This is a genomic window from Spiribacter curvatus (genome assembly GCF_000485905.1).
GTDB classification, from domain to species: Bacteria; Pseudomonadota; Gammaproteobacteria; order Nitrococcales; family Nitrococcaceae; genus Spiribacter; species Spiribacter curvatus.
In genome coordinates this window covers 1,517,396-1,543,569 of sequence record NC_022664.1, presented here as the reverse complement: position 1 = coordinate 1,543,569, position 26,174 = coordinate 1,517,396, and the positions used below count along the sequence as shown (strand labels likewise).

25 protein-coding genes and 2 tRNA genes are annotated in these 26,174 nt (G+C 65.1%); 17 read left to right on the top strand and 10 right to left on the bottom strand.

The genetic code is table 11. The annotated features are described in order from the left end of the window. Positions 1 to 4 precede the first annotated feature (4 nt). The 3 genes from ftsA (at position 5) to lpxC (ending at position 3,417) form a co-directional block, all read left to right on the top strand. Positions 5 to 1,246: a cell division protein FtsA gene (gene ftsA, locus SPICUR_RS07525; RefSeq protein WP_023367692.1), complete on the top strand. Its 1,242-nt coding sequence runs from the start codon at positions 5 to 7 to the stop codon at positions 1,244 to 1,246. A 23-nt stretch (positions 1,247 to 1,269) separates the two neighbouring features. Next, positions 1,270 to 2,424: a cell division protein FtsZ gene (gene ftsZ, locus SPICUR_RS07520; protein WP_041382467.1), complete on the top strand. Its 1,155-nt coding sequence runs from the start codon at positions 1,270 to 1,272 to the stop codon at positions 2,422 to 2,424. Between the two features lie 78 nt (positions 2,425 to 2,502). Continuing rightward, on the top strand, positions 2,503 to 3,417 hold the full coding sequence (lpxC, locus tag SPICUR_RS07515; protein WP_023367688.1) for a UDP-3-O-acyl-N-acetylglucosamine deacetylase: 915 nt from the start codon (positions 2,503 to 2,505) through the stop codon (positions 3,415 to 3,417). Here the strand turns inward: lpxC and SPICUR_RS07510 are convergent. After that, positions 3,403 to 3,870, bottom strand: a complete 468-nt coding sequence (locus SPICUR_RS07510) for a DciA family protein (protein WP_023367686.1) — start codon at positions 3,868 to 3,870, stop codon at positions 3,403 to 3,405. The genes lpxC and SPICUR_RS07510 overlap by 15 nt on opposite strands. Positions 3,871 to 3,941: 71 nt before the next feature. Between SPICUR_RS07510 and secA the strand changes: the two genes are divergently transcribed. Genes secA through SPICUR_RS07495 form a run of 3 tightly spaced genes read left to right on the top strand, consistent with a single transcriptional unit; the run spans position 3,942 to position 8,841 of the window. Further along, a complete protein-coding gene (gene secA, locus SPICUR_RS07505; RefSeq protein ID WP_023367684.1) occupies positions 3,942 to 6,680 on the top strand; it encodes a preprotein translocase subunit SecA in 2,739 nt (912 codons plus the stop codon). Between the two features lie 15 nt (positions 6,681 to 6,695). Then, entirely contained in the window at positions 6,696 to 7,907 is a 1,212-nt protein-coding gene (gene argJ, locus SPICUR_RS07500; protein WP_023367682.1) for a bifunctional glutamate N-acetyltransferase/amino-acid acetyltransferase ArgJ, read from the top strand. Next, positions 7,888 to 8,841: a Nudix family hydrolase gene (locus SPICUR_RS07495; protein WP_023367680.1), complete on the top strand. Its 954-nt coding sequence runs from the start codon at positions 7,888 to 7,890 to the stop codon at positions 8,839 to 8,841. The genes argJ and SPICUR_RS07495 overlap by 20 nt, the downstream gene beginning before the upstream one ends. On the opposite strand, the gene yacG is transcribed toward SPICUR_RS07495, so the two are convergent. The 7 genes from yacG to SPICUR_RS07465 all read right to left on the bottom strand — a co-directional run bounded on the left by yacG (position 8,838) and on the right by SPICUR_RS07465 (position 14,576). Beyond that, the gene (gene yacG, locus SPICUR_RS09780) at positions 8,838 to 9,044 is read right to left on the bottom strand and encodes a DNA gyrase inhibitor YacG (RefSeq protein WP_076742142.1); all 207 of its coding nucleotides are present in this window, start codon (positions 9,042 to 9,044) and stop codon (positions 8,838 to 8,840) included. The genes SPICUR_RS07495 and yacG overlap by 4 nt on opposite strands. Then, positions 9,010 to 9,798 carry a cell division protein ZapD gene (zapD, locus tag SPICUR_RS07490; protein ID WP_023367678.1) on the bottom strand — a complete coding sequence of 263 codons (789 nt, stop codon included), beginning with the start codon at positions 9,796 to 9,798 and terminating at the stop codon, positions 9,010 to 9,012. The genes yacG and zapD overlap by 35 nt, the downstream gene beginning before the upstream one ends. 64 nt (positions 9,799 to 9,862) lie before the next feature. After that, the gene (coaE, locus tag SPICUR_RS07485) at positions 9,863 to 10,498 is read right to left on the bottom strand and encodes a dephospho-CoA kinase (protein WP_023367676.1); all 636 of its coding nucleotides are present in this window, start codon (positions 10,496 to 10,498) and stop codon (positions 9,863 to 9,865) included. A gap of 39 nt (positions 10,499 to 10,537) precedes the next feature. Then, on the bottom strand, positions 10,538 to 11,755 hold the full coding sequence (locus tag SPICUR_RS07480) for a type II secretion system F family protein (protein ID WP_023367674.1): 1,218 nt from the start codon (positions 11,753 to 11,755) through the stop codon (positions 10,538 to 10,540). After that, positions 11,752 to 13,392 carry a GspE/PulE family protein gene (locus SPICUR_RS07475; RefSeq protein WP_023367672.1) on the bottom strand — a complete coding sequence of 547 codons (1,641 nt, stop codon included), beginning with the start codon at positions 13,390 to 13,392 and terminating at the stop codon, positions 11,752 to 11,754. Before SPICUR_RS07475 ends, SPICUR_RS07480 begins: the two co-directional genes overlap by 4 nt. Positions 13,393 to 13,513: 121 nt before the next feature. After that, a tRNA-Pro gene (locus SPICUR_RS07470) sits at positions 13,514 to 13,590 on the bottom strand. 8 nt (positions 13,591 to 13,598) lie between these two features. After that, the gene (locus SPICUR_RS07465) at positions 13,599 to 14,576 is read right to left on the bottom strand and encodes a polyprenyl synthetase family protein (RefSeq protein WP_023367670.1); all 978 of its coding nucleotides are present in this window, start codon (positions 14,574 to 14,576) and stop codon (positions 13,599 to 13,601) included. Positions 14,577 to 14,723: 147 nt separating this feature from the next. On the opposite strand from SPICUR_RS07465, the gene rplU reads away from it, so the two are divergent. The 4 genes from rplU (at position 14,724) to proB (ending at position 17,556) form a co-directional block, all read left to right on the top strand. Beyond that, positions 14,724 to 15,038: a 50S ribosomal protein L21 gene (gene rplU / locus SPICUR_RS07460; protein ID WP_023367668.1), complete on the top strand. Its 315-nt coding sequence runs from the start codon at positions 14,724 to 14,726 to the stop codon at positions 15,036 to 15,038. Positions 15,039 to 15,068: 30 nt separating this feature from the next. Then, positions 15,069 to 15,329, top strand: coding sequence for a 50S ribosomal protein L27 (gene rpmA / locus SPICUR_RS07455; RefSeq protein WP_023367666.1), 261 nt, complete (start codon positions 15,069 to 15,071; stop codon positions 15,327 to 15,329). Positions 15,330 to 15,401: 72 nt separating this feature from the next. Next, entirely contained in the window at positions 15,402 to 16,424 is a 1,023-nt protein-coding gene (gene cgtA / locus SPICUR_RS07450) for an Obg family GTPase CgtA (protein WP_023367664.1), read from the top strand. Next, positions 16,411 to 17,556 (top strand): glutamate 5-kinase, encoded by a 1,146-nt coding sequence (gene proB / locus SPICUR_RS07445; protein ID WP_023367662.1) that lies wholly within the window; start codon positions 16,411 to 16,413, stop codon positions 17,554 to 17,556. The genes cgtA and proB overlap by 14 nt, the downstream gene beginning before the upstream one ends. Here the strand turns inward: proB and rpsT are convergent. Further along, a complete protein-coding gene (gene rpsT / locus SPICUR_RS07440; RefSeq protein WP_023367660.1) occupies positions 17,553 to 17,816 on the bottom strand; it encodes a 30S ribosomal protein S20 in 264 nt (87 codons plus the stop codon). The genes proB and rpsT overlap by 4 nt on opposite strands. A 64-nt stretch (positions 17,817 to 17,880) precedes the next feature. Between rpsT and murJ the strand changes: the two genes are divergently transcribed. The 5 genes from murJ to ispH all read left to right on the top strand — a co-directional run bounded on the left by murJ (position 17,881) and on the right by ispH (position 24,848). Further along, complete coding sequence (murJ, locus tag SPICUR_RS07435; protein ID WP_041381800.1) at positions 17,881 to 19,461, top strand: murein biosynthesis integral membrane protein MurJ; 1,581 nt, start codon at positions 17,881 to 17,883, stop codon at positions 19,459 to 19,461. Positions 19,462 to 19,537: 76 nt separating this feature from the next. Further along, entirely contained in the window at positions 19,538 to 20,491 is a 954-nt protein-coding gene (ribF, locus tag SPICUR_RS07430; protein WP_041382465.1) for a bifunctional riboflavin kinase/FAD synthetase, read from the top strand. 4 nt (positions 20,492 to 20,495) lie between these two features. Beyond that, positions 20,496 to 23,315 (top strand): isoleucine--tRNA ligase, encoded by a 2,820-nt coding sequence (gene ileS, locus SPICUR_RS07425; protein ID WP_041382463.1) that lies wholly within the window; start codon positions 20,496 to 20,498, stop codon positions 23,313 to 23,315. Positions 23,316 to 23,333: 18 nt separating this feature from the next. Next, positions 23,334 to 23,822: a signal peptidase II gene (gene lspA / locus SPICUR_RS07420; protein WP_023367652.1), complete on the top strand. Its 489-nt coding sequence runs from the start codon at positions 23,334 to 23,336 to the stop codon at positions 23,820 to 23,822. A 42-nt stretch (positions 23,823 to 23,864) separates the two neighbouring features. After that, the gene (gene ispH / locus SPICUR_RS07415; protein WP_023367650.1) at positions 23,865 to 24,848 is read left to right on the top strand and encodes a 4-hydroxy-3-methylbut-2-enyl diphosphate reductase; all 984 of its coding nucleotides are present in this window, start codon (positions 23,865 to 23,867) and stop codon (positions 24,846 to 24,848) included. Here the strand turns inward: ispH and SPICUR_RS07410 are convergent, their stop codons facing one another. Beyond that, the gene (locus SPICUR_RS07410; protein WP_023367648.1) at positions 24,849 to 25,382 is read right to left on the bottom strand and encodes a GspH/FimT family pseudopilin; all 534 of its coding nucleotides are present in this window, start codon (positions 25,380 to 25,382) and stop codon (positions 24,849 to 24,851) included. A gap of 95 nt (positions 25,383 to 25,477) precedes the next feature. Here SPICUR_RS07410 and SPICUR_RS09585 point away from each other — a divergent pair, with 95 nt between their 5' ends. Continuing rightward, positions 25,478 to 25,951, top strand: coding sequence for a type IV pilin protein (locus SPICUR_RS09585; protein ID WP_023367646.1), 474 nt, complete (start codon positions 25,478 to 25,480; stop codon positions 25,949 to 25,951). 43 nt (positions 25,952 to 25,994) lie between these two features. Further along, positions 25,995 to 26,070 (top strand) — tRNA-Thr (locus SPICUR_RS07400). Positions 26,071 to 26,174 lie beyond the last annotated feature (104 nt).

The following is a 26,174-nucleotide window of genomic DNA, read 5'->3' as shown; positions in this document are numbered from 1 at the left end:
ATCAATGACACGCAAACAGGAACGCAACCTGCTGGTCGGCCTGGATATCGGCACATCGAAGGTCGTAGCGATTGTCGGTGAGATGCGGGCCGGGGGCGAGGTCGAGGTGATCGGCATTGGCTCGCACAGCTCGCGCGGCCTCAAAAAGGGCGTCGTGGTGAATATCGAATCCACGGTGCAATCGATCCAGCGGGCAGTGGAGGAGGCCGAGCTCATGGCGGGCTGCCAGATCCACTCCGTCTATGTCGGCATCGCCGGCAGCCATGTCCGCTCGCTCAACTCCCACGGCATCGTCGCCATCAAGGACCGCGAGGTGACCCGCAGCGATGTCGAGCGGGTGCTCGATGCCGCGCGGGCGGTGGCCATCCCGGCGGATCAGGAAATCCTCCACACCCTGCCGCAGGAATACATCATCGATAGCCAGGAGGGCGTGCGCGAGCCGGTGGGCATGTCGGGCGTCCGTCTCGAGGCCAAGGTGCATATGGTCACCGGTGCGGTCAGCGCGGCGCAGAACATTGTGAAATGCATCCGCCGCTGCGGGCTTGAGGTCGACGACGTCATTCTCGAGCAACTCGCCTCCAGTCATGCGGTGCTCACTGAGGACGAAAAAGAGCTCGGGGTCTGCCTCGTGGATATCGGCGGTGGGACCACTGACATCGCGGTATTCACGGATGGGGCGATCCGCCACACCGCGGTCATTCCGATCGCCGGCGATCAGGTCACCAACGACATTGCCGTGGCGCTGCGCACGCCGACGCAGCACGCCGAGGACATCAAAATGCGCTACGCCTGTGCGCTCTCGCAGCTGGCGACCAGCGACGAGACCATCGAGGTGCCGTCGGTCGGCGATCGACCGCCGCGACGGCTGTCACGCCAGACGCTGGCAGAGGTCGTCGAGCCCCGTTATGAGGAGCTCATGACCCTGATCCAGGCCGAATTGCGGCGGAGCGGGTTCGAGGACCTGATCGCCGCCGGCGTGGTGCTGACCGGCGGCAGTTCGAAGATGGAAGGCGCGGTGGATCTGGCCGAAGAGGTGTTCCACACCCCCGTTCGGTTGGGGCTGCCCCAGCATATGACCGGACTGACGGACGTCGTCCGTAACCCGATCTACTCCACGGGCGTGGGCCTGCTGCATGGCGGCTGGCAGCACCGTGATGAATCGCGTCCGGAACTCTCGGCTGGCGGGACCCAGGGGTTCACCGCGGTCTGGGGCCGGATGAAAGACTGGTTTAAGGGAAATTTCTGATTCACTGAATGGAGGGTGAAGGGATGTTTGAATTAATGGATAGCTACAATCAGAACGCGGTCATCAAGGTTGTTGGCGTTGGTGGCGGTGGCGGCAATGCCGTCCAGCACATGGTCTCCGCGGACGTTGAAGGTGTGGATTTCATCTGCGCCAACACCGATGCGCAGGCGCTGCGGAACAGTTCGGCGCGTACCACGCTCCAGCTCGGGCAGGGCATTACCAAGGGGCTGGGCGCGGGGGCCCATCCGCAGGTCGGGCGCGAGGCGGCGGATCACGATCGCGAGCGTATCGCCGAGGTGCTCGAGGGGGCCGATATGGTCTTCATCACCGCCGGGATGGGCGGTGGCACGGGCACGGGGGCTGCACCGGTCGTCGCTCAGATCGCCCGCGAAATGGGTGTGCTGACCGTGGCGGTCGTGACCAAGCCTTTCCCGTTCGAGGGCAAGAAGCGCATGGGCGTCGCCGATGAGGGGATCCGCGAGCTCGAGCGCGAGGTGGACTCACTGATCACCATTCCCAACGAGAAGCTGCTCTCGGTGCTGGGACAGGAGCTGACGCTGCTCAATGCCTTCAAGTCGGCCAACGACGTATTGCTGGGCGCGGTGAAGGGGATCGCCGAGCTGATCACGCGGCCGGGCCTGATTAATGTCGACTTTGCCGACGTACGCACCGTGATGTCCGAAATGGGCATGGCGGTGATGGGCTCGGGCGAAGCGAGTGGTGAGGGTCGGGCCCGCGAGGCGGCCGAACGCGCCATCGCCTGCCCGCTGCTCGAGGATGCCAATATCGCCGGCGCCAACGGTGTGCTCGTCAACGTCACCGCGGGTCTGGACCTGTCGATCGGCGAGTTCGATGAGGTGGGCAATGCGGTCAAGGAGTTTGCCTCGGATGAGGCGACGGTCGTGGTCGGCACGGTGATCGATCCCGAGCTCGAGGGCGAGATCCGCGTGACGGTGGTGGCCACCGGTCTGGCACCGGTCCGGCCGGCGGATGAGCCGGCACCGGCGCCGGCGGCGCGGCTGGTCCCGCGCAAGGCGGCCAGTGGTGATCCGGCCAGCGAGACGCCGGAGCGTCCGGCCGCGCGTCAGTGGACGGCAACCGGCAGCAATGGGGCAGCGGCTGGCAGCGATATGGAGTATCTCGATATTCCGGCGTTCCTCCGGCGGCAGGCGGACTGAGGTCTGTGTGCCCCGGGCATCCGGGTTTTCTGCTATCCTCCGGGACTTGATAGCGCATATAACCTCTGGACAGGGCTGATGATTCGACAACGCACGCTCAAAAACAGCATCCGGGCAACCGGCGTCGGGCTCCATACGGGCGAGAAGGTCTATCTCACGCTGCGCCCGGCGCCGGCGAATACCGGGATCCGATTCTGTCGGGTCGATCTTGACCCGGTTGTCGAGATTGCCGCCGATCCGGAGAACGTCGCTGATACGGTGCTATCCACCTGTCTCAGCCGTGACGGGGTGCGCGTCGCCACGGTAGAGCATCTTCTGTCGGCCATGGCGGGGCTGGGCATCGATAACGCGTATATCGACCTGTCCGCTCCGGAAGTGCCAATCATGGATGGCAGCGCCGGCCCGTTCGTGTTCCTCATCCGTTCGGCCGGTACGCTGGAGCAGGCGGCGCCCAAGCGGTTCATCCGCATTACCCGGCCGCTGAGCATCGAGGATGCGGATGGTAAGCGGGTGAGTTTCACACCGCATGATGGATTCAAGGTGAGCTACACCCTCGAGTTCGACCATCCGGTCTTCAAGGCCGGCGAGCGGACGGCCGAGGTGGATTTCTCCTCGACGTCGTTCGTCAAGGAAGTCAGCCGGGCGCGGACCTTCGGTTTCATGCGTGATATCGAGTATCTGCGGCAGAATAATCTTGCCCTGGGCGGGAGCCTCGACAACGCCATCGTGGTCGATGACTACCGGGTCCTGAACGAGGACGGCCTTCGTTATCAGAACGAGTTCGCCAAGCATAAGATCCTCGATGCGATCGGTGATCTCTATCAGCTCAACCGGAGTCTCATCGGGGCGTTCCACGGGTATAAGTCGGGCCATGAACTCAACAACCGCCTGCTGCGCAAGCTGCTGGTGGAGCGTGATGCCTGGGAAGAGGTGACGTTCGAGGGCGAGGAAGTGGCGCCCATCACCTACGATCAGCCGCTACCGGTGGCCTGAGGAGCGCTCATGTCGGCGTGAGGCCAGCCGGCGAAGCGACGCCGCCAGCCGGGAATCATCCATCCCCCGGGCGGCGGACTCCAGATGCTGCGCCGCGCCGGCGCTGAGCATGACACTCTCCCGGGGTGGCTTCGCCGGGGCCGGGGCAGCCAGCCGGATCTGCAGGCGTTTGGGCTGTACGCTGATCAGCGCCGTGGCGGCCTCGAGCAACCCCGACTGATAGGCCCGCAACGGCGTCGCCCATACCGAACTCTCGGCCGTGATGACCAGTGCGTCCGCGGACAGCGCGGCGACCTGCCAGTGACCGTGCAGGCGCGGCGGCAGTGATGCATTGAGCGTGCGGGTTGCCTGCTCGAGCAGTGCCGTCTGTCGCCGTATCGCGGCGATATCGTTGGTGGATCGCCGCAGGACCCCCTGCAGACGACCGGGGCCGCCGCCCTTGCGCTCGCTCATCGCCGACTCCTGATTTTCCTTCGTCCGATGCGCTATAGTGATGCGTTCATTCTAAAGCGCATTGGATCGGCATGCTCAGCGGAATCGCAAAAAAGGTACTTGGCACCCGCAACGACCGGCTTGTGAAGCGGCTGCGACGCCAGGTGACACGGATCAACGCGTTTGAACCGACCATGCAGGCATTGTCGGATGAAGCGCTGCAGGGCATGACCACCCGCCTTCGGACGCGCCTTGATGAGGGTGAGCGGCTGGATAGCCTGCTGCCCGAGGCCTTCGCCGTCGTCCGCGAAGCGGCGCAGCGCACGCTTGGCCTGCGCCATTTCGACGTCCAGTTGATCGGCGGCATGGTGCTCCATCACGGGCGCATCGCCGAGATGAAAACCGGTGAGGGCAAGACGCTGGTCGCGACGCTCGCGGCCTATCTCAATGCGCTGACGGGTGGGGGCGTTCACATCATTACCGTGAATGACTACCTCGCAAGGCGTGATGCCGAATGGATGGGCCGGCTGTACCGCTTTCTGGGTCTCGAGGTGGGTGTGGTGGTCCCCGGGATGGATAGCGAGACCAAGCGTGCGGCCTATCAGGCCGACATCACCTACGGCACCAACAACGAGTTCGGCTTCGATTACCTGCGTGACAACATGGCGCTGCGTGCCGAGGATCAGATGCAGCGCGGGCGGTACTTCGCCATCGTCGACGAGGTCGATTCGATCCTCATCGATGAGGCGCGTACGCCGCTGATCATCTCCGGCAAGGCCGAGCAGTCCAGCGATCTCTACGTCAGTATGAACCGGGTTGTGCCGGCACTCGAGGCGCAGGAAGAGGAAGACGGTCCAGGGGACTATTACCTCGACGAGAAGGCCCGCCAGGCATTCCTCACCGAGTCGGGTCAGGAGCGTGCCGAGGATCTGCTGCGGGAGGCTGAGCTACTCGGCGAGGGTGAGAGCCTCTACGACGCGCGCAATATCGTCATGGTGCATCACCTCAATGCCGCTCTGCGGGCTCACGCGCTCTTCCAGCGCGACGTCCACTACCTCGTCCGCGATGGCCAGATCGTGATCGTCGACGAGTTCACTGGCCGAGCCATGCCGGGACGGCGATGGTCCGAGGGCCTCCATCAGGCGATCGAGGCCAAGGAAGGCGTGGAGATCCAGGCCGAAAACCAGACACTCGCCTCGATCACGTTCCAGAACTTCTTCCGCCTCTACGACAAACTCGCCGGTATGACCGGTACCGCCGATACCGAGGCCTACGAGTTCCAGCACATCTATGGGCTGGAGGTGGCGGTCATCCCCACGCATCGGCCGATGATCCGTGCCGACCACCACGATCTGGTCTTTCTCAATCAGGACGACAAGTACCAGGCCATCATCGAGGACATCAAGGACTGCAACAGCCGCGGCCAGCCGGTCCTGGTGGGCACCACGTCCATCGAAAGCTCGGAGCTCATCTCCGACGCCCTCCGCAAGGCGGCGATCCACCACGAGGTGCTCAATGCCAAGGAAAACGAGCGTGAGGCCGGCATCATCGCCGAGGCCGGCCAGCCGGGTGCCGTGACCATCGCCACCAACATGGCCGGCCGTGGCACCGACATCGTCCTGGGCGGCAATTTCGATGTTGAGGCGGCGGAACTCGAGGAAGATGCCCCGGCGGATCGGCGTGAGGCACTGCGTGCCGACTGGCAGGCCCGTCACGACCGCGTGATCGAGGCGGGCGGGTTGCATGTGATCGGCACCGAGCGCCATGAATCCCGCCGTATCGACAACCAGCTCCGTGGTCGCTCCGGTCGCCAGGGCGATCCGGGGTCGACCCGCTTTTTCCTCTCGCTCGATGACAACCTGCTGCGGATCTTCGCCTCTGAGCGGGTCTCCGGGATGATGCAGCGGCTGGGGATGCAGGAGGGCGAGGCGATCGAGAGCGGCATGGTCTCGCGCGTCATCGAGAATGCCCAGCGCAAGGTTGAGGCGCACAACTTCGACATGCGCAAGCATCTGCTTGAATTCGACGACGTCGCCAATGACCAGCGCAGCGTGGTCTACGCCCAGCGCAACGAACTGCTCAACTCCGAGGATATCTCCGGGACGATCGTCGACATGCAGAACGATGTCCTCGCGGAGCTGCTCGACACCCATATGCCACCGGGGACGATCGACGATCAGTGGGACATCCCCGCCCTCGAGGAGGCGCTGCAGGCGCAGTTCGGGGTCAGCGTACCGGTGGGGCAGTGGCTGGAGGAAGAAGACGAGCTCGACCGTGAGGGCGTGCTCGAGCGTCTCCAGCAGGCGGTCGTTGACTGCTATACCGAGAAAGAAGAGCAGGTCACGGCGATTGGCGTGAATATGCGCGAGGTCGAGAAGAGCTTCCTGCTGCAGGTCCTGGATAACCAGTGGAAGGAGCATCTCGCGGCGATGGACTTCATGCGCCAGGGGATCGGGCTGCGTGGGATGGCGCAGCGCAACCCCAAGCAGGAGTTCAAGAAGGAAGCTTTCGCGATGTTTCAGGAGATGCTCGATGGCATCAAGCGCGAGACCATTCGCATCCTGTTCAACGTCAATGTCCGGAGTCCGGAGGATGCCCAGGCGGCGGAGGCACAGCGCGACGCCGAACGCGCCCGCGCCATGCAGTTCGAGCATGCGCAGGCCAACGCGCTGCAGAGTCATGAAGGGGCTGGGGCGTCGGCATCGAGTGCAGACGCCGAGGCCGATGACGAACGGCAGCCATTTGTGCGTGGCGAGCGTAAGGTCGGCCGTAACGAGCCCTGTCCCTGCGGCTCTGGGAAGAAATACAAACACTGCCATGGTCGGCTCTAGCACAAGGCATCGGTGATGGCTGTGTCCGAATCGCCCCTGCCGGTCCTCCATCCGGTCCCCGGTGTCCGCATCGGGGTCGTGGAGGCGGCGGTCCGCAAACCCGGCGTTAATGACCTGGTTGTCATGGCCCTCGACGAGGGCAGTCGCGTCGCCGGCGTCTTCACCCGCAATCTGTTCCGCGCCGCGCCGGTGCGCCTGGCGGAGGCGAACCTGCGCGATGACGACCCGCGCTACCTGCTGATCAATACCGGTAATGCCAATGCCGGTACCGGTCAGGCGGGTGATGCGGCCGTCCAGCAGAACTGCGCCGCGCTGGCCGAGAGGACGGGCTGCCGGCCCACTCAGATCATCCCCTTTTCGACCGGCGTGATCGGCGAGCCTCTGCCGGCGGATCGCATCGATGCGGCACTGCCCGCGGCGATCGCCGGCCTGCAGGCCGATCACTGGGCACTGGCGGCGGATGCGATCCGGACCACGGACACCCGTCCCAAGGGGCGGAGTGTGCGCCTCGAGCTCGCCGCGGGCACGATCACCCTTACCGGTATCGCCAAGGGCTCCGGGATGATCCGCCCGGATATGGCCACGATGCTCGCCTATATCGCCACCGACGCGGATATCGATACAGCCAGTCTACGCCGGCTGCTGCGTGATGCCGTGGCGGTCAGCTTCAATCGCATTACCGTGGATGGTGATACCTCCACCAATGACGCCTGCACGCTCATCGCCACCGCGGCGAGCGGTGTGACGCTGGCGGATGCATCCGAGCGGGCGCGTTTCCTCGACGCGCTGACCACAATGTGCGTGGCGCTGGCGCGGGAGATCGTTGCCGATGGCGAGGGCGCAACCCGTGATATGGCGATCCGCGTGGCCGGTGCGACAACCACCGCGGAGGCCGAGCAAGTGGCGTTCACCGTGGCGGAATCGCCGCTGGTCAAGACCGCACTGTTCGCGGCTGATCCCAATTGGGGACGGATCCTCGCCGCGGTCGGGCGTGCCGGGATACGGGACCTCGATGTCGATCGCGTCCGCATCCACCTGGGTGACTGCCCGATTGTCGAAGGCGGTGGGGTGAGTCCGGACTATCGGGAATCGGCCGCGGCGGCGTCGATGGCCGCCGATCACGTGCGCATTGCCATCGATCTCGACCGGGGACAGGCGGCGGCGACGGTCTGGACCTGCGATTTCTCCTACGACTACGTCCGCATCAATGCCGAGTACCGGAGCTGATCCCCAGCGGCTGTTCGTGGCAGTCGGCGTCATCCGGGACGAAAGGGGACGGATACTGATCAGTCGTCGGGCCGCTCATCGTCATCAGGGCAATCGCTGGGAATTCCCGGGTGGCAAGGTCGAGCCCGGTGAATCCGTGGAATCGGCGCTGGCCCGCGAGCTGGACGAGGAGCTTGGCCTCACCGTCCAGCACAGCCGAGCGTTGATCGATATCAGTCATGACTACGGCGACCGTCAGGTGGCGCTGCGGGTCCGCGAGGTGACGCACTGGTCGGGCCGGCCCCTAGGGCGAGAAAGCCAGCCGCTGCGCTGGGTGGCCCCGGAAGCACTGGATCCGGCTGACTTCCCGGCCGCGAACCAGCCAATCATCACCGCTACCCGTCTGCCGCCGCATTACGTTATCAGCGCCGATTGCGGCGAGCCTTCGTCATGGCTCGATACGCTCGATCGGGTGCTGGCCCGCGGTGAGCGCCTGATCCAGTTCCGGGTACGGCTGGCGGATGCGGCGCGCCGCTCGCTGGCGCACGATGCCCAGGCTCGATGCCGTCGTGCGGGCGCGTTACTGCTGATCAACGGAACGCCTGATGAGGTGCGCCGCATCGGCGCGGATGGGATGCATCTGACCGCGGCACAGCTCGCCGTATGCAGCTCGCGGCCACTGCCATCGGCCTACTGGGTGGCGGCGTCCTGTCATAGTCGGCTCGAGCTCCAGCGGGCAATCGCCTGTGGCGTCGATTTCGTGGTGCTCAGCCCGCTCAAGCCGACCGCCAGTCACCCCGATGCCCATCCACTGGGCTGGCCGGCGTTCGCCGAGGCAGCGGCTGCAAGCCGCGTTCCCGTCTATGCACTCGGCGGCATGCAGACAGTCGATGAGGATCCCGCCCGCGCCAACGGCGGCCAGGGCATCGCCGGCATCTCGGGGCTGTGGCGTTAGTCCCCGGCGTCTGGTGGCACCGGATCGCCGGGGATCTGGTGGCGCTCGTCCAGCCAGTCGCCCAGATCAATCATACGGCAGCGCCGTGAGCAGAACGGCCGGTAGGGTGAATCCGCCGTCCACGGGACCTGTTCGCCGCATTGCGGGCAGGCGACGGTGGGGGGCGTGTCAGATGACACAGCGCTCAAGGATGAATGCGACATCGTCGTCCACCTGATTGGGGCGTTCGCCTTTTGTGGGCTGTTCGAGAAAACGGATATTACAGAAATGCCGGCTGCCGCTTACTTCTGGATAGCACTGGAATGAGCGCGGCATCCGCACGCGCAGCATCTGATAGGGCGTGGCGCGATCGAGCGTGGCCTGAAAACTGCCGCCTCCCGCGACTTCGTTGACCGGATCCGCGCTCTCGCGCAGGAGCTTGAGCACCAGCGCGGTGCCCTGATCCATTAGCCGGAAGGCGCCATGCCATTGCTCGAGCAGTGCGCGCCGCTGGGCAACCTCGCTCTCCAGCCAGAGATGATAGCCGGGCAGATCAAAGGCGCAGGTTCCACCCGGTACGCCGGCCCGCTGTTCGATGGCTGTCAGGAACTCGTTATTGCGAACGACGGAAGGGATGCCTGTCGGGGCATCGCGGAGTTGCTGTGCGATGTCGCGACACTCCGCCAGGACTGGCGCCAGACGGCGTTCATCGACCTCGGGCCTTGCCTGCAGCTTTTCGAGGCTGGTCAGAATGCGCTCCAGCTCTTTTTGCAGTTCCGAGCGGACATCGCTTCGGGTGAGCAGCGCGGTAATGTCGAGAAGCGCATCAACGGCCATTCGGGTGTGCCAGGTGCTGTCGCCGTCGGTTCCGAAGCGCAGGTTCCTGAACAGGAATTCAAGCCGCAGGAAGGTGCGCATCCGCTCATTGAGCGGATACTCATAGACCATCACATCGGTTCCGGGATTGGTTGTGTCCACACTGGCCCCTCATTGCCCTGACCGGGATTGTCGCTCAGAGATCAGCCACTCGCCAAATCGGGTGTCAGTGGCCGGTCGCGATCCGCTGGTACTGTTCGTGCAGGGCGGCCACACGGGCGTCCAGTGACGCAGTGTCGGTGTCGTTCGCGATGACATCGTCCGCGATGGCCAGCCGCGCCTGACGCTCTGCCTGGCTGGCCAGTATGCGCTCGGCCTGTGCCGGATCCGTGCCGTCGCGCTCCATGAGCCGGTGGCGCTGTTGATCCGGGGGTGCGTCGACAACGAGTATCCGGTCCATCAGATCGGTCCAGCCCGCCTCGAGCAGCAGCGGCACCACGATCAGGGCATAGGGCTGGTGCACCATTGCGAGCGCTTCATCCACTGCGGCGCGAATCCGCGGGTGGGTGATCGCCTCGAGGTCCTGTCGGGCGGATGCATCGGCGAATACCCGCTGACGCAGGGCTGTACGGTCGAGACCGCCACCGGCGCCGATGACACCGGCCCCAAAGCGCCCGCGGATCGCGTCGAGACCAGAGGTGCCCGGCTCGACCACGGTCCGGGCGAGCACATCGGTATCGATCACGGCAGCCCCCAGCGCCTCGAACCGTTGGCTGACGGCGGTCTTGCCGCTCGCGATGCCACCGGTCAGCCCGACGACCAGCCCAGGGCGATGTTGCCGATCGGCGTTTCCATCATTCATGCCGCCAGTCTAATCCAGGCGGGGAGCGCTTGCGCGGGTTCAGATCACCGAGCCGAGCTGGAAGACCGGCAGATACATGGCGAGCACCAGCCCGCCGATCAACAGACCGAGAAGGCTCATGATGAGCGGTTCAAGGGCGGTTCCAAGGTTGTCGATGCCCTGACTGACCGCGGTCTCCTGACGATCGGCAATCCGCTCGAGCACTTCCGGCAGCTGACCTGCCGCCTCGCCGGTGGCAATCATGCGTCCCGTGCTCGCCTGGAAGCGGTGTGTGCGCTCGATCGCAAGGGCGAGTGAGCGACCATCCCGCAGGTCATCGGTGATGCGCATGACAGCCCGCTGATAGGGCAGTGTGCTGAGTGTCCCCGCGACTGTGGGGAGGGCCTCGGCAAGGGGCGCGCCGGCCTGCATGAGAATGGCCAGGGTCCGGGTGAAGCGTGCGGTCTCGGCACGCTCGATCAGACAACCGGTGACCGGTACGCGAAGCGCGACGCGGTGTCGGATCTGTCTGAGCGCCGGGTAATGCCGGGTAAGGGCGAGCCATGCAGCAACCGCGCCCACAATACCGGTCAGACCGATCCAGCCATCACTGCGAAGCCACGCTGACAGGCCAATGACATGGCGGGTGAAGACCGGCAGTTCAGCGCCGAAACCATTGAACAGGGCCTGGAAGCGGGGGACGACGAACATCAATAGCGCCGTGCCGACGGCAAGCGCGACGGCGAGCACGATCAGTGGGTAGAGCATCGCCCGGCGCAGGCGTTGAGCGATTGCGGCGCTCCGTTCGCGATCGTTGGCGATACGATCGAGCAACACGTCCAGCTCGCCGGATTGTTCCCCGGCCCGGACCAGACCGCATATCAGCGGGTCGAAATATGCCGGCTGACTGGCAAGGGCGACGGAAAGTGGCGTCCCGGCGGCGATTTCGTCCCTGATGTCGCTGGCAAGCCGCCGCAGGCCGGCCTGTTTCTCCTCTTGAGCGATCATGGTCATGGCATCGATGAGCGGCACACCGGCGCTGCTCAGGGTCGCGAGCTGGCGGAAAAGCGCGTTGATATGCCGTGATTGCAGTCGGGGTTTCGTCGGGATCATCGCCCGCTCCAGCCAGCCCGGGATCCGGACCGAGTGCTCCAGGGCGATGCCGTGGCTGCCAAGATGACGGTGGAGGTGGCTCGGGTCAGTGGCCCGTGTCAGGCCATAACGGCGTCGGCCGTCCAGGTCGCTGCCGCGCCAGGCGAAGCCCGTCATGCCGGTCATCGACGCGTGACCCGATCGATCTCACTCAGGCTGGTCAGGCCGCGCGCGGCCTTCGCGATCCCCGTCTCGCGCAGGGTCCGCAGGTCTGATGATGCCGGTCCGGGGGTGATGCCGGTGTCAGTGCCAGCCTCCAGGATCCGGCGGCCAAGCGTGTCGGTCATCGGCAGGACCTCATGAATCCCCAGGCGGCCGCGATAGCCTTGATGGCAGCGCGGGCAGCCATTGGCCTCGAACCAATGACCTTGTCCCGTCGCGGCGTCGACGGGACGGCGGCAGTGGCTACAAAGCCGCCGGATCAGCCGTTGGGCGCTGATCAGGATGACGGATGCGGCAATACTCCAGCGCGGGATGCCCATGTTGATCAGTCGCGTGATCGCACCGGCGGCATCGTTGGTATGCAGGGTGGAGAGCACAAGGTGACCGGTCTGCGCTGCTTTGATGGCGATCTCGGCGGTCTCGCGATCGCGGATCTCGCCGACCATCATCACATCCGGATCCTGGCGCAGGAAGGCCCGCAGCAGGTGGGGGAAGTCGAGTCCAATGCGGTGATTGACGGCGATTTGATTGATGCCGGGGAGTTTGATCTCGACCGGATCCTCGACAGTGAGGATATTGCGGCTGCTCTGGTTGAGCTGCTGCAGGGCACTGTAGAGCGTAACGGTTTTCCCGGAGCCGGTGGGGCCGGTCACGAGGATCATGCCGTGGGGACGCTCGATAGCGGTGCGGTAGGCGGCGAGCTGATCGGTCTCCATGCCCAGCCCATCGAGCTCCAGCGTCGTGGCCGCGGCGTCGAGCAGGCGCAGTACGAGCTTTTCACCAAATAACGTCGGCAGGCTGCTGACCCGGAAGTCGACGCCATTCCCCGCTCCGCTGTCGAGGCGCAGGCGACCATCCTGCGGCAGACGGCGTTCGGCGATATCCATACGCGCCATGACCTTAAGCCGTGCGGCGAGTCGATCGGCCATGTCCCGCGGCGGGCGGGCCGCCTCGTGGAGGATACCGTCGTAGCGGAATCGCACCCGACAGTGGGTCTCGAAAGGCTCGAGGTGGATATCGGAGACCTGCTCGCGTATCGCCCGGCGGAGCAATTCGTTGATGTAGCGGATGACCGGCGTGTCGTCCTCCGCGGCCGTCGTGGGGGCGTCCCGGACCTCTTCGGCACGGGCCGCCGTGACCAGCTCGTCAGCCGCTGCGCCAACGCCACCGGTCAGCAGTGCGATCTGTGCCCGCAGGTCGTCATCATCGGCGAGCACCGGTGTGACCGGCAGACCGGTATGAAACCGCAACTCATCCAGTGCGGTGGTGTTGGCCGGATCGGACACCGCGATCTGCACCACGCCATCCCGCCATCGCAGGGGAAGGGCATGGTGGCGGAGAATGAGCTCGGGATCGATCTGGGCGACCAGCTCCGGCAGCGGATCGAGGGAGTCCGCCGGGATCCGCTCGATGCCGAAGACGCGGGATGCGGCATCGGCGATGAGCGCCGGCGACAGCGCGTCGCTGTCGAGGAGCTGGCGGACGAGCGGACGCCCGGCGCGCCGGGCATCAGCAATGATGGTATCGGCCCTGTCCGGTGGCAGGGCCGCGCGGTCAACGAGCCATCGCGCCAGTGCCGGACGTCGTTCCGCCGCATCCATGGGGCGTCTCCAGGAGCTTGAGTAAGCGCGATGATCCGCTACTGACCCGCATCCATGCCGGGCGCTGATTCACAGAATGGCGGATTCATGACCCACGGGGTGGATGCCTGGCGGGGGAAACTGGTCGGAGTAGCAGGATTCGAACCTACGACCTCTGCCTCCCGAAGGCAGCGCTCTACCAAGCTGAGCTATACTCCGAAAATCGGTCAGTACTCGCGGCCGACCGCGAACGCCGCAAGCCTGCGAAGGGCCGTGCGGAAGGGGCCGTCATCAAACGCCGCAAGTGCCTCAATGGCAAGCTCGGCCTCTTGCTCCGCGAGACGGCGAGTATAGGCAATCGAGCCAGTGCGCGCAATCGCCGCGGCGACTGCGTCAATGTCTCCCCGACCGCCGTTCTCGATGGCGTCGCGAACGATCGCGCGGTCTGCTGGAGTGGCGTTCGCCATGCAATGGATCAGCGGTAGCGTGGGCTTGCCCTCGGCCAGATCGTCGCCGATATTCTTGCCGATCGCCGCGGCATCGCCGTCGTAATCGAGGGCATCGTCGGCGAGCTGGAAGGCGATCCCGAGCCGGCGGCCATAGTCGGCGGCGGCATCGAGTCGGGTCCGACCGGCGGCGCTGTTGAGGCCAACCGCGAGCTGACAGCCCGCCTCGAAGAGCACGGCTGTCTTTCGATAGATGACCTGCTGATAGCGGTCCTCGGTGACGTCCGGGTCGTGGACATGCATCAACTGCATCACCTCCCCCTCGGCAATGCGGTTGGTCGTGCGCGAGAACAATGCCATGACGGCCATGTCATCGAGCTCGACCATCATCTCGAAGGCGCGGGTGTAGAGGAAGTCGCCGACCAGCACGCTCGCCTCGTTGCCCCAGATCTGATTCGCCGTATCGCGACCCCGCCGCACCGCCGACTCATCGACGACATCATCGTGCAGCAACGTTGCCGTGTGGATGAGCTCGACAGTGGCGCCGAGGAGCGCATGGCGGTCGTCGTCGCCGCTGTGTCCGGCGGCGCGGGCCATCAGGAGCGTGACCATGGGCCGCAGGCGTTTACCGCCGCCGCCGATGATGTAGTGCCCGAGCTGATTGATGAGAGCGACATCCGACTGGAGTCGATCCTGGACTATGCGATCGACCACGGACATATCGTCCGCGACCGGCCTGCGTATGGCGGCAATCTCCATGCGGATGGTTTCTCGAGATAAAGTAAGAGCAGGAATGCTAGAAACCGCCAATAGGGGTGTCAAGCGCGCGGCGTCCCATTCGTTGACCCCGGCGGCGAATGCGACTATTCTCTCACGGTTTTGGAACAACCTTCTGGAGTCGTTCAGATGTACGCGGTAATCAAGTCGGGTGGCAAGCAGTATCGGGTCGCCGAGGGCGATCTGCTGCAGGTCGAGAAGCTCAATGCCGAGGCCGGCGAAACCGTGAGTTTCGACGAAGTCCTGCTCGTCGCCGACGGTGATGACGTGAAGGTCGGAACGCCACGCCTCGAAGGCGGCGCCGTCTCGGCCGAGGTGATCGCGCAGAGCCGGGCGCGCAAGATCGAGGTGGTCAAATTCAAGCGCCGTCAGGACTACCAGCGCCACTATGGCCACCGGCAGCACTACACGGAAGTCCGGATCACCGGCATCCAGGCTGGCTAGCCCCGGCCCCTGACAACGGAGACAGTATCGATGGCACATAAGAAGGCAGGCGGCAGTACACGCAACGGCCGCGATTCGCACTCCAAACGGCTGGGCGTCAAGCGCTTTGGCGGGCAGGCCGTGACGGCGGGCAGCATTATCGTTCGCCAGCGTGGCACTCACTTCCACGCCGGGCAGAACGTGGGAACGGGCACCGACTACACGCTCTTCGCGAAGGTCGATGGCGAGGTCGTCTTCGCCCGCAAGGGCCCGCTCAAGCGGCGGGTCGTGAGCATTCAGCCGGCGGGCTGACGCGCCCGGCAGCATGCCCGGATTCGGCCCCGCCACGTGCGGGGCTTTTTGATTGTGGCGGTTGGATAACCAATGAAATTCGTGGACGAAGCCAGCATTCGGGTGACGGCCGGCGACGGCGGCAACGGCTGTGTCAGCTTTCGCCGCGAGAAATACGTTCCACGCGGTGGCCCGGATGGCGGCGACGGTGGCCACGGTGGAAGCGTCTGGCTGGAGGCCGATTCCGGGCTCAATACCCTGGCGGACTTCCGTCATACCCGCCGCTTTGCCGCGGAGCGGGGGCATGATGGCCAGGGACGTCAGATGACCGGGCGCTCCGGCGAGGACATCACCGTCCCGGTACCGGTCGGGACACTGGTCAAGGACCGCGAGACCGGCGAGGTGATCGGTGATCTGACCGCTCACGGCAAGCGGCTCTGTGTCGCTGAGGGCGGCCGCGGGGGCTTGGGTAACGTCCATTTCAAGAGCGCGACCAACCGTACACCACGGCGCTCGATTCCGGGGACCGATGCGGAGCGCCGCGACCTCTCGCTCGAGCTCCAGCTATTGGCCGATGTCGGCCTGCTCGGCCTTCCCAATGCCGGAAAGTCGACCTTTCTGCGAGCCGTCTCGGCGGCCCGGCCACGCGTCGCTGACTACCCGTTCACCACTCTGCACCCCGGGCTCGGCGTGGTCCGGATCGGTTCTGGCAGTAGCTTTACCGTCGCCGACATCCCGGGACTGATCGAGGGGGCTGCCCGGGGCGCAGGTCTTGGTACCCGGTTTCTTCGGCACCTGGCCCGGACGCGGCTCTTGCTGCATCTGGTGGATATAGCCGGTCTCTATGAGGATCGTGACCTCGCAGCGGATATCCGCACCGTCACCGAAGAGCTCGCCGCCTATGGCCATGAACTGACCCGCCGGGACCGCTGGCTGGTCATCAACAAGGCCGATCTCTTCCCCGAGGAGGAACGTCCGGCTGTGGTGGCATCGCTTCGCGAATCGCTGGCCTGGCAGGGACCGCTCTATCTGATCTCCGCCGAAACGGGCTGGGGGACCGACGCCCTCTGCCAGGCGGTCATGCAACACCTCCAGGGCGAAGATGAGTCGCACTGACCCGACCCCACGAACCCGCTGGGTCATCAAGGTGGGCAGCGCGCTGGTGACCGATAACGGACGGGGCCTCGATCATGCGCGTATCGGTGACTGGGTGCGGCAGATCGTCGCAGCGCGCGGGCAGGGGGTCGATGTCGTGCTGGTCTCCTCCGGCTCGGTCGCGGAAGGGGTGCGGAGACTGGGCTGGTCACAGCGGCCAACGGCGCTCCATCAGCTGCAGGCCGCCGCCTCGGTGGGGCAGATGGGACTGGTGCAGGCCTACGAGGCGCGTTTCCAGACATTCGATGTGCGCACCGGGCAGATCCTCCTGACCCACGAGGACCTGGCGGATCGCCAACGCTACCTCAACGCCCGCGTCACCCTGCGGGCACTGCTCGAGCTGGGGGTGGTGCCGGTGGTCAACGAAAACGACACCATCGCTACGGACGAAATCCGCTTTGGCGACAATGACACCCTGGCGGCGCTGGTCAGTAACCTCATCGAGGCCGATCAGCTGGTGATTCTCACCGATCAGACCGGGCTTTTTGATGCTGATCCCCGGGAGGATGCGTCGGCGCAGCTGATCCGCCATGCCGCGGCGGAGGATGAGGCCCTGGAGCGGCTTTGCTCGGATGCGCCGGGCGTGCTGGGTAGCGGCGGCATGCGGACCAAAGTGGCGGCCGCAAGACGGGCCGCCCGATCCGGGGCAATGACCCGGATCGCATCGGGCCGCGAACCGGATGTGCTGCAACGCATCGCCGCCGGGGAGTCCGTGGGGACGCACCTCGAGCCTTCGCGCGAGCCGCTTGTCGCACGCAAGCAGTGGATTGCGGGTCAATTGCAGGTGCGTGGTCGCCTGTGCCTCGATGACGGGGCGGCCGAGGTGCTGCGCGAGCATGGCCGGAGCCTGCTATCAGTGGGTGTCACACGGGTCGAGGGGCATTTCCGCCGGGGCGAGATGGTGGCGTGTCTGGATCCGGCCGGTCGGGAGGTGGCACGCGGACTCGTCAACTACGACGCGGCAGCGGCCAGCCGTATTGCTGGCCAACCAACCGGACACATCGAATCGTTACTCGGTTATCTATCGGAACCAGAGTTGATCCACCGGGACAATCTGGTACTGACTGACCCGGGGCTGGCCAGCGAGGACTAGCTGAGTTGCTTGATCTGCTGGGCGAGCCGGCTCTTGTGACGCGCCGCCTTGTTCTTGTGGATCACACCGCGGGTTGCCATCCGGTCGAGCACCGGAACGGCGTCGGCGTAGGCGGCTTCCGCAGCGGCCTTGTCGCCCTTTGCAACGGCGGCCGTTACCTGTTTGAGCTTGCCGCGCATCATCGAACGGCGAGCCTGATTGTGGCGGCGCTGTTGCTCGGCCTGACGGGCCCGTTTGCGGGCGGAGGCGATATTGGCCAACGTGCTACTCCTGTTGAGTCTTTGTCGGGAGAAAAGAGCGGTAATATGCGAAGGCAGCGCCTGAATGTCAACTGCTGAACGGAAAGTGTCTCACTCACGGCTGTGGCGATCGGTCATGACCTTTGGCAGCTGGACCCTGCTGTCACGGGTGATGGGGCTGGCACGCGACATCGTCCTGGGTGTGATTTTCGGGCCATCGGCGGCGACGGATGCGTTTTTCGTTGCCTTCAAGATCCCCAATTTCCTGCGCCGTCTGTTCGCCGAAGGGGCCTTCCAGCAGGCCTTTGTGCCGGTCCTGTCAGCGGCCCGCCAGCGCGGCGGCGACGAGGCCGTCCGGCGCCTTTTTGGCCGTGTCAGCGGCTGTCTGGCAATGATCCTGATCGCGATCACTGTTCTCGCCATGCTCGGCTCTCCCGGGCTCATACGCGTCTTCGCACCGGGGTTCATTGATCAGCCCGACCAGCTGGCGCTCGCCGCGGAGCTGTTGCGCCTGACCTTCCCCTACCTGTTATTGATTGCACTGACCGCCGCCGCGGCCGCGGTGCTCAACACCTATGACCAATTCGGCCCGCCGGCATTCGCGCCGGTGCTACTCAACCTCTGCCTGATCGCGGCGGCGATCTGGCTCTCTCCACGGCTCGAGACCGGCGTCATGGCGCTGGCACTGGCGGTGCCGGTGGCGGGCGTCCTGCAGCTTGCGCTGCAACTGCCATTCCTCTGGCGGCGCGGTGTGCTGGCCTGGCCCTGGCCGCGCTGGTCGGATCCGGACGTCCGCCGCATCCTGCGTTTGATGGGGCCGACGCTGTTCAGCACCTCTGTCCAACAGATCAACCTCCTCGTGGATACCATCCTGGCGTCCTTTCTGGTGGTTGGCTCGATCAGCTGGCTGTACTGGTCGGATCGGCTCATGGAGTTCCCGCTGGGGGTGTTCGGCATTGCGCTGGGTACCGTGATTCTGCCCAAGCTCTCCGCCGAGCACGCCGATGCCAGCCCCGAGCGATTCAACGCCACGCTGGACTGGGCGCTGCGGCTCGCGCTGGTGGTCATTGCTCCGGCGACCGTCGGGCTGGTGGTGCTGGCCAGTCCCCTGCTGGCCACGCTGTTCGGCTATGGTGAGTTTGATGCTTCGGACGTCCAGGCAGCGAGCTGGAGCCTGATGGCCTATGGTCTGGGACTGTTCGGTTTCGTGCTGGTCAAGGTCCTGGTGCCGGGCTACTTCTCGCGCCAGGACACCCGCGGGCCGGTGCGCTGCGCGGTGACGGCGATGGTGGTCAATATGGTGATGAGCGTCTCGCTGGTCCTGCTGCTGATCGATACCGGCTTCGCCCATGCTGGGCTCGCCCTCGCCACCGGGCTGGCGGCATGGGTGAATGCGGCATTGCTGCTGCGCGGGCTTCGGCGTCAGAGGGTCTATCGGCCGCTGGCTGGCTGGCGGCGACTGGGCGGTCGCGTGTTGATCGCAGTCATTGTGATGACGGTGGTGCTGGCGTGGCCGGCCAGTCAGGAGTCGCTGTGGCTGGCGTCCGGGGTCCCCGTGCGGGTGGGTCTGCTCGCTGTGGTGATTGCCGTTGGCGCCGGTGTCTATGCCGCCACGCTCTGGCTGTTGGGGGTCCGGCCGGCCCAGTTCCGGGAGCCCGTCGCATGAACGTGGCTGGATACGGGTGCCTCCCGTATACTACCGGTTTGCAATGCTCTGAATCCGACGGGTGTGGATGGCGAACATGGAACTCATCCGAGGCGCGCATAACCTCAAGCAGCGGCATCGGCCGAGTGTGGCGACAATCGGCAACTTCGATGGTCTCCATCGCGGTCATCAGGCGGTGATCGAGGCGCTCCATGCGGCTGGACGGCGGCTGCGGCTGCCGACCACGGTCATCCTTTTTGAGCCGCAGCCGCGCGAGTTCTTCATGCCCGACCGCGCCCCCGGTCGTATCACCCGTCTGCGTGAAAAGCTTCGGATCCTGGAATCGCTGGGGGTCGAGCGAACGCTCTGCCTGAACTTCGATCGGCGACTCGCAGCGGAGCCGGCTGAGGACTTCATCCGCCGTCTGCTCGTCGACGCGCTGGATGTGCGATTCCTCATGGTGGGCGATGATTTCCGCTTCGGGCATCAGCGGCGGGGTGATTTCACCATGCTGCAGTCCGCCGCGCAGCGCTTCGGTTTCGAGCTCGAGCGCATGCCCACGGTCCATGACGGCGGAGAACGCGTCAGCAGCACACGCGTCCGTCGTGTGCTGGAGGCCGGCGACATGGGGTCAGCGGAGCGGCTGCTGGGACGTCGGCTCTGCATTGCCGGGCGGGTCGTGCATGGCGAGAAGCTGGGTCGCGAGCTCGGCTGGCCCACCGCCAATATCGGCTTTGGTCAGCACCCACCGCCGATGCGCGGGATTTTCAACGTCGCCGTGCATGGTCTGGGCGGAGTGCAGCCCGGCGTCGCCAGTCTCGGGACCCGTCCCACCGTCAATGGAGTCCAGACGCTGCTGGAGACCTATTTACTGGACTTCTCCGGTGATATCTACGGGCGTCCGATCGAGGTGGAGTTCCTGACCCGACAGCGCGGTGAGGAGCGGTTTGATGGGCTCGAGGCGCTGAAAAAGCAGATCGCCGCGGATGTCGCCGCGGCCCGAACGTGGTTCGTGGACCACGGTTACCTCAAAGCAAGTAGTGCAGGATGAACCCGTGAGCGATTACAAGGACACCCTCAACCTACCCAGAACCGCATTTCCGATGCGCGCCGGCCTCGCCAAAAGCGAGCCTGTCAGGCTGGCGCGCTGGCGCGAGGAGGGGGTGTACGAGCGCCTTCGCAAGGCCCGCAGTGGCCGTACGCGCTACGTTCTCCATGACGGCCCGCCCTATGCGAATGGCAGCATTCACATCGGTCACGCAGTCAATAAAATCCTCAAGGACGTCATCGTAAAAAGCCGCAGCCTTGATGGACTGGATGCCGTCTATGTTCCGGGCTGGGACTGCCATGGCCTGCCCATTGAGCATAAGGTCGAACAGCAGATCGGCAAGGCCGGCGAGGCGGTCTCCAACCGCGCTTTCCGCGATGCCTGCCGGCGCTTCGCCACCGAGCAGGTGGCCGGTCAGAGCGAGGACTTCCAGCGTCTTGGCGTGCTGGGTGACTGGAATGACCCCTACCTCACCATGGCGCCGCAGACCGAGGCGAACATCCTCCGGGCGCTCGGGGACATCGTCCGCAATGGCCATCTCAAGCGCGGTTTCAAGCCGGTACACTGGTGCACCGACTGCGGCTCAGCGCTGGCCGAGGCAGAGGTCGAATACGAGGCCCATACCTCACCGGCCATCGACGTGGCGTTTCGGGCCGTTGATGGCGAAGGCCTCGCGCGACGCTGCGGCGCCGCCGTGGACGTCGGCGATGCCCCGGTCTCGGTGATGATCTGGACCACCACGCCCTGGACCATTCCGGCGAACCAGGCCGTCGCCCTTCATCCGCATCTCGACTATGTGCTGGCATCGATCGACCATGGCCGCGAGTTCATGCTGTTGGCCGATGATCTCCACGAGACTGCGATGGCGCGCTATGGCGTGGAGCACTTTGGGATCGTGGGGCGCTGTCAGGGCTACCATCTCGAGGATCTGACCCTGCGGCATCCGTTCCTGGACCGCCACGTGCCGATCATTCTCGGCGAGCATGTCACCACCGAGGCCGGGACGGGTGCGGTGCATACGGCGCCCGATCACGGTGCCGATGACTTTGAGGTCGGTCAGTCCTACAACCTGCCGCTCGAGAACCCGCTGGCGGATGACGGTCGCTTCCGGCGCGGTGAGTTCCAGGGGCAGTTCGTGTTCGATGCCAACCGCGCGATCGTCGAGCGGCTCGAGTCGACGGGCACGCTCGCCAACCACGAGCCCTATCACCATAGCTACCCCCATTGCTGGCGGCACAAGACGCCGATTCTGTTCCGTGCGACCCCACAGTGGTTTCTCAACCTCGAGGCCTCGCGGGTGCGTGAGCGCACCGTCGAGGCGCTGTCCAGGGTCAACTGGTTCCCGGCCTGGGGCGAGGGCCGGATGGCCGCGATGGTCGGCAATCGGCCGGAATGGTGCATCTCCCGGCAGCGCAACTGGGGTGTACCGATCGCGCTGTTCATTGATGGCGAGACCGGTGAGCTGCATCCGCATACGGATCAACTGATCGAGGCGGTCGCAGAGCGGATGGAGACCGACGGGATCGATGCCTGGTTTGAGCTGGATCCGGCTGATCTGTTGGGCGAGGACGCGGATCGCTACGAGAAGGTGACGGATATCCTCGATGTCTGGTTCGATTCGGGGACAACGCATGCCACTGTGCTGCGTGGCCGGGATGACCTGCAGTGGCCGGCGGATCTCTACCTCGAGGGCAGTGACCAGTATCGTGGATGGTTCCAGTCGTCGCTGTTGACGGCGATGATGATTGATGGTGAGCCGCCCTATCGGAACGTGCTCACGCACGGCTTCGCGGTCGACGAGCAGGGCCACAAGATGTCGAAGTCCCGTGGCAATGTCATCGCGCCGCAATCGGTCATGAACGCCCTGGGTGCTGATATCCTCCGCCTGTGGGTGGCTTCATCGGATTACAGCGGCGAAATCGCCGTGTCCGATGACATTCTCAAGCGCACGGCGGATGCCTATCGCCGGCTTCGCAACACCGCGCGCTTCCTGCTGGCCAATCTCGTCGGCTTTGATCCGGCCGGGAATGCCCTGCCGGCCGGGCAGATGCTGCCACTCGATCGCTGGGCGGTGGATCGCGCCCTGCAGTTGCAGGCATCGATCATCGAGGATGCCGGACGATTCGATTTCCATCAGCTCTATCAGCGTGTGCACCACTTCTGTGTGCTCGATATGGGCGGGTTCTATCTCGACGTCATCAAGGATCGGCAGTACACCACCCGCGCCGACAGTATCGCCCGTCGCTCGGCACAGACGGCGATGTGGCACATCGCCGAGGCGCTGGTCCGCTGGTTGATGCCGGTACTGTCATTCACCGCCGACGAGATCTGGGAGCATCTGCCCGGCGATCATGACGGCACCGCGCTGGAAGCGGAATGGTATGACGGCCTGTTCCCGCTCGATGAGGGCCTGATGGACCGGGCTTTCTGGGAGGGCATGCTTGCCCTGCGGGAAGCAGTGGCGAAGCGCATTGAGGCAATGCGCAATGAGCAGAGGCTTGGTGCCACACTCGAGGCCGAGGTCGATCTGTTCTGTCCGGAGCCCCTGGCCGCGCGCTGGGCTGCGCTGGGGGATGAGCTCCGCTTTCTGCTCATCACATCGGCGGCGCGCGTTCACCCGCTGGCAGAGGCTGACGATCAGGCCCAGGCAGCGCACCTCGCCGATGGAACGCGATTCCTGTTCAGCGTCCGGCCCAGCGGGCATGACAAATGCGAGCGCTGCTGGCATCGTCGCCCCGACGTGGGCGCCGACCCACAGCATCCATCAATCTGCGGTCGTTGCGTCAGCAATATCGCCGGCGATGGCGAGGTCCGGCGTTTTGCCTGAGGGCCGGATCGGTACCGGATGCCGTTGAAGGGCACCAGCCTGCGCTTCGGCCTGCTTCTCGGCGCGCTTGTGCTGGTGATCGATCAGGCGACCAAGTGGCTGGCAGTGAACGAACTGGCGCTGTACCGCCCGGAGTCGGTGATGCCGTTGCTTAATCTCACCCTCGCGTTCAACACCGGTGCGGCGTTCAGCCTGCTGGCGGATGCCCCGGGCTGGCAGCGCTGGCTGCTCAGTGGGCTGGCTGTCGCCGTGAGCCTGTATCTGCTGCACTGGCTCCGCGGCCTCGCCGCCAGCCGGCGCTTCGAGGCCGCCGGCGTCGGGCTGGTCCTCGGTGGCGCAGTGGGTAACCTCGTTGACCGGCTTCGGCTGGGCGGCGTCATTGATTTTATCGATATCCACTACCGCGGCTGGCACTGGCCCGCTTTCAATATTGCCGACGCTGCGATTACGCTCGGCGTCGTGCTGATCCTACTCACGGTCTGGTCGGACGGGCGGCGTAGCCGCTGATTCGATCCGGCCGGTTTCGATGTGTCATGGGAGACCCGAATCATGCAGGAAATAAGACTCGCCAACCCGCGCGGATTCTGTGCCGGCGTCGATCGCGCCATCAGTATCGTCGAGCAGGCACTCGAGGCATTCGGTCGCCCCATCTATGTCCGTCATGAGGTGGTTCACAACCGACTGGTGGTCGATGACCTCCGCGACAAGGGCGCGGTATTCGTCGAGGAGCTTGACGGCGTACCGGCTGGTGCGACGCTCATCTTCTCGGCGCACGGTGTCTCGCAGACGGTCCGGGACGAGGCGGTCGAGCGCGGCTTACATGTCTTCGATGCGACCTGCCCGCTGGTCACCAAGGTCCACATGGAGGTGCGCAAGCACGCACGGCAGGGCCGCGAGGTCATCCTCATCGGCCATGATGGTCACCCCGAGGTAGAGGGCACCATTGGGCAGTACGTCGGTGAGCGTGCCGATGAGGGCGGTATCTACCTGGTCGAGACGCCAGCGGACGCTCAGGCGCTGAGCGTCAAGAACCCCGACGATCTTGCCTTTGTCACCCAGACCACACTGTCGATGGATGACACGGCATCGGTGATCAGCGCCCTGCAGACGCGTTTCCCGAGCATCGAGGCGCCCCGCAAGGACGACATCTGCTATGCCACGCAGAACCGTCAGGATTCGGTGCGTGAGCTGGCGGCTGAGGTGGATGTCATGATCATCGTGGGGTCGGCCAACAGCTCCAACACGCGTCGGCTTACAGAGCTCTCCGAGCGCCTTGGGGTGACAGCCCATCAGATCGATCGGGCCGAGGAACTCGAGGCCCATTGGGTCGCCGGTGCCGAGCGGATCGGCGTGACCGCCGGCGCCTCGGCACCGGAGTCACTGGTACAGGCGGTCATCGATCAGCTGGTCGAGTGGGGGGCGCAGCGGCCGGATACCAGCGGCAGTTATACCGAGGACGTGGTCTTTTCCATGCCCCGCGACCTGCTGCGGGCCATCCCCAAGCGCGGCGAGATCAAGACCGTCACGGACTGATCAGCAATCGTCGCCGTCAGTGGACGGCTCGGCCCGCTCGATCCGTGCCCGTCCGCTGACGCTGATGATGATCGAGCGGCCCGCCTGGAGGGCGCTGGTTGCTGTGGTGTGGCAGATAAGCAGCGTACCCATCTGCAGGCTGCCGCTGGGGCGACGGGTACCGCCATCGGCCTGGTAGTGCAGCGCTGCCCCGATCCCGGCGTTAGCCGCGATGACAATCGATTCAGGTAGCGGGTTGGCCGCCCGAAGGCGATGCTCGCTCGACTGATACCGGCCATCCGCGTTGCGGTCCAGGAAAATGGTCCATCCGCTGCGCCAGCCCTCGCCCGACGCCTGCATGACGACCGGTGCGCCGCGCGCCACGGCTGCATTGCGGGTGTAGCGGATGGCACGATGGAGACGATCGGTCGCCGTATCCATCCGCGTCTGCATGGCCAGATCCGAAAACATGGGTGCGCTCAGTGTCGCCAGGAGCACTGTCAGCGACAGGGTGATGAGGAGTCCAGGGAGGGTAAAGCCGCGCTGCCTGTGCATCGATATCACTGATCCCATTCACCGGTGGTCGACCAATCTAGCGCAGCGGTCGGGTGAGTCGGGCACCGCCGGTCGGTTGCCGGCAGGATTGGGGTATGCCCGAGGGAAACGGATTCACGCTCCTGGAGATGCTGATTGTGCTCGTCATCGTTGCCACTCTGGCGATGGTCGCCGTGCCGGGTTACCTCCAGCCCATGCATCGCGTCGAGGCGACGCAGGCGGGTGCCTGTCTGCTGGAACTGGCCAGCCGTCTGGAGCGATACCGCCTGAGCGAGGGCGACTATGAGGGCTTCGCGATCGACGCTGCGGATGTGGCCTGCGAGGCGCGGCTGGCCGATCGTTACCGGTTTGAGGCCGGCGTGCCCGGGGAGATGGGCTGGGCGGTGACCACGACGGATCCGGTCGCCTGGCAGCTCCGGGTCAGGGCCGATGGCTTCGAGGCGGGAATGGGCAGTGACCGCGACTGCCGGGCGCTGGTCGTCCGCGACGATGGTCAACGCGGGGTGATGATCGACACGAGCGGTGGCGTGGTGACAGACGCCGGTTGGCTGCGGCGTTGCTGGCGCTAGCGCTTGTCTGAAGCGGCCAGCTCGTCTAAGATCCGCATCTGTTGCCGGTGTAGCTCAGTTGGTAGAGCAACGCATTCGTAATGCGTAGGTCCGCGGTTCGAATCCGTGCGCCGGCACCAATTTTTCCCTTCATATCAACGTGTTATGAACGTAGGTGTTGCGCCTTTGTAGTATATATTGACCTATACTACTTTCAGTCACTACTCTGATGCTTGGGCGTGGA